This is a genomic window from Nocardioides sp. (assembly GCF_051876515.1).
Lineage (GTDB): Bacteria > Actinomycetota > Actinomycetes > Propionibacteriales > Nocardioidaceae > Nocardioides.
Genome location: NZ_JBJEHY010000058.1, coordinates 1 through 3,437, shown reverse-complemented (window position 1 = coordinate 3,437; position 3,437 = coordinate 1). Strand labels below are relative to the sequence as shown.

The 3,437-nt window shown below is 72.7% G+C and carries 4 protein-coding genes; all 4 read left to right on the top strand.

Annotated features, from left to right (window positions below; all coding sequences use genetic code 11):
• Positions 1-47 precede the first annotated feature (47 nt).
• From ACI379_RS03630 to ACI379_RS03615, 4 genes are read left to right on the top strand one after another with little or no spacing between them, the layout of a single operon-like run.
• Entirely contained in the window at positions 48-272 is a 225-nt protein-coding gene (locus tag ACI379_RS03630; RefSeq protein ID WP_439790699.1) for a PLD nuclease N-terminal domain-containing protein, read from the top strand.
• A gap of 19 nt (positions 273-291) precedes the next feature.
• On the top strand, positions 292-1,179 hold the full coding sequence (locus ACI379_RS03625) for an EamA family transporter (RefSeq protein WP_439790698.1): 888 nt from the start codon (positions 292-294) through the stop codon (positions 1,177-1,179).
• A gap of 52 nt (positions 1,180-1,231) precedes the next feature.
• Positions 1,232-2,182 (top strand): alpha/beta fold hydrolase, encoded by a 951-nt coding sequence (locus tag ACI379_RS03620; protein ID WP_439790697.1) that lies wholly within the window; start codon positions 1,232-1,234, stop codon positions 2,180-2,182.
• On the top strand, positions 2,179-3,303 hold the full coding sequence (locus ACI379_RS03615; RefSeq protein ID WP_439790696.1) for a PQQ-dependent sugar dehydrogenase: 1,125 nt from the start codon (positions 2,179-2,181) through the stop codon (positions 3,301-3,303). Before ACI379_RS03620 ends, ACI379_RS03615 begins: the two co-directional genes overlap by 4 nt.
• Positions 3,304-3,437 lie beyond the last annotated feature (134 nt).

Genomic DNA, 3,437 nt, shown 5'->3' with positions numbered 1-3,437 from the left:
GCGACGAGCAGCCCCCCAACGTCACCGTGCTCCACTAGATTGGCCGGGTGGCGAAGAACAAGAAGAAGTGGGCCGACCTCACCCCGGCGCAGCGCGCGGCGATCGTTGCACTCGGCACCGTGGAGGTCGCACTGACCACGTACACGCTCGTCGACCTGGCGCGCCGCCCCGCGGACCAGGTCCGCGGGCGCAAGGGACTGTGGGCCCTGGCGGCGTTCGTCCAGCCGGTGGGCCCCATCGCGTACCTGGCCCGCGGACGGGTCTCGTCCTGACCTCACCCACGGGCCTGCGATGACCGCCACCTCCACCGGCCGCCTGCGCGCCGTCGGGCTGGTCGTGGTCGGCATCGTCTCGGTGCAGTGGGGTGCCGCGTTCGCCAAGAGCATCTTCGACGAGGTCTCCCCCACCGCACTCGTGTGGCTGCGGCTGCTCACCAGTGCCGTGGTGATGGCGCTGGTCGCCCGCCCGGTGCTGCGGGGACGCAGCCGTACGGACTGGCGCACCGCGATCGGCTTCGGCGTCAGCCTGGCGGTGATGAACTGGGCGATCTACCAGTCGTTCGCGCGCATCCCGCTCGGCATCGCGGTCACCATCGAGTTCGTCGGTCCCCTGGCGGTCGCGCTGCTCGGTTCGCGACGGGCCCGCGACCTGGTGTGGGTGCTGGTCGCCGGCGTCGGGGTGGTGCTGCTCGGGCTCGAGCGGGCCGACCTCGACTGGCTCGGTGTCGGGTACGCGCTGCTCGCGGGGGCCGCCTGGGCGGCGTACATCCTGATGAGCGCCGAGACGGGTCGCCGCTGGCCCGGCTTCGACGGTCTCGCCGTGGCCAGCGTCGTCGCCGCGGCACTGCTGGCGCTGCCGGCGATCCTCACCGGCGGTGAACAGCTCCTGGACGGTCGCATCCTGCTCGTGGGCCTGTGCGTGGGCCTGCTCAGTTCGGTGGTCCCGTACAGCTGCGAACTGGTCGCGCTGCGCAGCCTGCCCGCGGCGACCTTCGGCATCCTGATGAGCCTGGAGCCCGCAGCCGCCGCGGTGGCCGCGATCCTCGTCCTCGGCGAGCTCCTGACCGGTCTGCAGTGGATCGCGCTGGCGTGCGTCGTGGTCGCCAGCGTCGGCGCCACGTACGCCGCAGGTCCGGGCGGTCGTGCCTCCGATCGGCTCACCGAGCCGATCCCCGACTGAGGCAGGGCGCGACCGGCCCGACAACGCTCGGCCCGTGGGGCAGAATTGCCGCATGACCACCGGGCCAGAGCACGTCGAGCAGACCCCCGAGCGGGACGCACAGCCCCGAGCGAAGCGGCTGACGCTCGGTCACAGCGAGGTCCTGGCCGACGACGGCACGATGCTGCGGGCGTGGACCAACGACCCCGAGGGGCGCATCGTCGGCCCCACCGTCGTGCTCTGCAACGGGCTCGGGACCGGACCGTGGGCCTGGCCGGGGTTCTTCACCGAGGACCCCGGGGTGCGCGTCGTCTCCTGGTACCACCGCGGCGTGGGTGGCTCGGCCCGCCCGCACGACCCGGACGCCGTGGACGTGGAGGTCTCCGCGACCGACGCCGTCTCGGTGATGGACCACTTCGGGATCGACCGCGCGGTGCTGGTCGGCTGGTCCCTGGGGGTCAACACGATGTACGAGGTCGCCACCCTCCACCCCGAGCGCGTCAGCGGGCTGTTCGCCGTGTGCGGGGTCCCCGGCGACACCTTCGCCACGATGCTCGAGCCGCTGCGGCTGCCCCGGTGGGTCTCCCGGGCGACCACCCGCGGCCTGTCGATGGCGGTGCGTCAGGTCGGCGGCCTGCTGACCCCGATCAGCACCCGTCTGCCGATCGGCCCCCGCGCGATCAAGGTGATCTCCCACTCCGGCTTCATGCTGCCGGTGCCGGACGACGAGATGGCCGCGCTGGCGATCCGCGACTTCCTCACCACTCCGCTCGACTGGTACTTCCACCTCGCCGTCCGCAGCTCCGAGCACCCACGGGTCTCCCTGTCCCGGATCACGGTGCCCGCGTTCTTCGTCGCCGGCCGCTACGACGTCCTGGCCGGCTCCCGGGCGATGCGCAGCGCCGCCGAGCGGATGCGGGAGGCGACGTACGTCGAGCTCCCCTCCAGCCACTTCGCCCAGATGGAGCACCCGGACGTGGTCCACACGCTGTTGCAGGAGTTCGTCGAGGAGGTCGAGCGGTGAGTCGTCGTCTCACGTCAACGGCGGTCGGCTCGCTGGCCGCCCTCCTCGCGCTCACGGCCTGCTCCAGCGAGCCCCCGGGCGAGACGATGCCGACCTTCACCCAGCAGCCCCGCTCGTCGGTGCCGACCCCGGATCCCGAGGAGACCACCGACGTCGGGCCGATGACGGTCGACGACCTGGCCACCGGGCTGGAGGTGCCGTGGGGCGTCGACTTCCTGCCCGACGGCAGCGCGGTCGTCACCGAGCGGGACTCCACGAAGGTGCTCCACGTCGACCCGTCGGGCGAGGTGACCGAGGTCGGCCAGATCGACGACGCGGAGCCGCGCGGCGAGGCCGGGCTGCTCGGGGTGGCCGTCTCCCCCGACTTCGCCACCGACGCGACGGTCTTCCTGTACCTCACCACCGACGACGACAACCGCATCCTGCGTGCCACCCTGCGCGACGACGAGCTCGAGGTCGAGGACGTGGTCCTCGACGGCATCGCCGCCCACGAGAACCACGACGGCGGGCGCATCGCGTTCGGTCCGGACGGCTTCCTGTACGTCGCGACCGGGGACGCCCGTGACGAGTACAGCGCCCAGGACCCCGACTCCCTGAACGGCAAGATCCTGCGGATCACCGCGGACGGGGAGCCCGCGCCGGGCAACCCCACCGAGGGCTCGCCGGTGTGGTCGATGGGCCACCGCAACGTCCAGGGTCTGGCCTGGGACGACGAGGGGCGGCTGTGGGCCTCCGAGTTCGGCTCGCAGACCTGGGACGAGCTCAACCTGATCGAGCCCGGCAAGAACTACGGCTGGCCGGAGGTCGAGGGCACCGGAGGGGAGCCCGAGTTCGTCGACCCGCAGCTGGTGTGGACCACCGACCAGGCATCCCCGTCGGGGCTGGCCTTCGCCGGCGGGCACCTGTGGATGGCAGCCCTGCGCGGCAACCGGCTGTGGCGGATCAAGGTGACCGGCGGCGGCAAGGCCGTACGCCCCGTCGCGGTCATCGACGGCGACCACGGCCGTCTGCGGACCGTCGCGACCACGCCGCAGGGCGACCTGTGGGTGACCACCAGCAACCTCGACGGTCGCGGGGACCCGCAGGACGGGGACGACCGGATCCTGCTGGTCAGCCCCTGACCGCCAGCCCTCAGCCGGGCAGGACGACGGCCCGCCGCGACGCCCGTCGCAGCGTGGTCAGCACGGCCGGGCCGAGGATCACGATCGCGATGCCGGTGGTGATGGCGCGCCCGGTGTCCCAGCCTCCGGTGGAG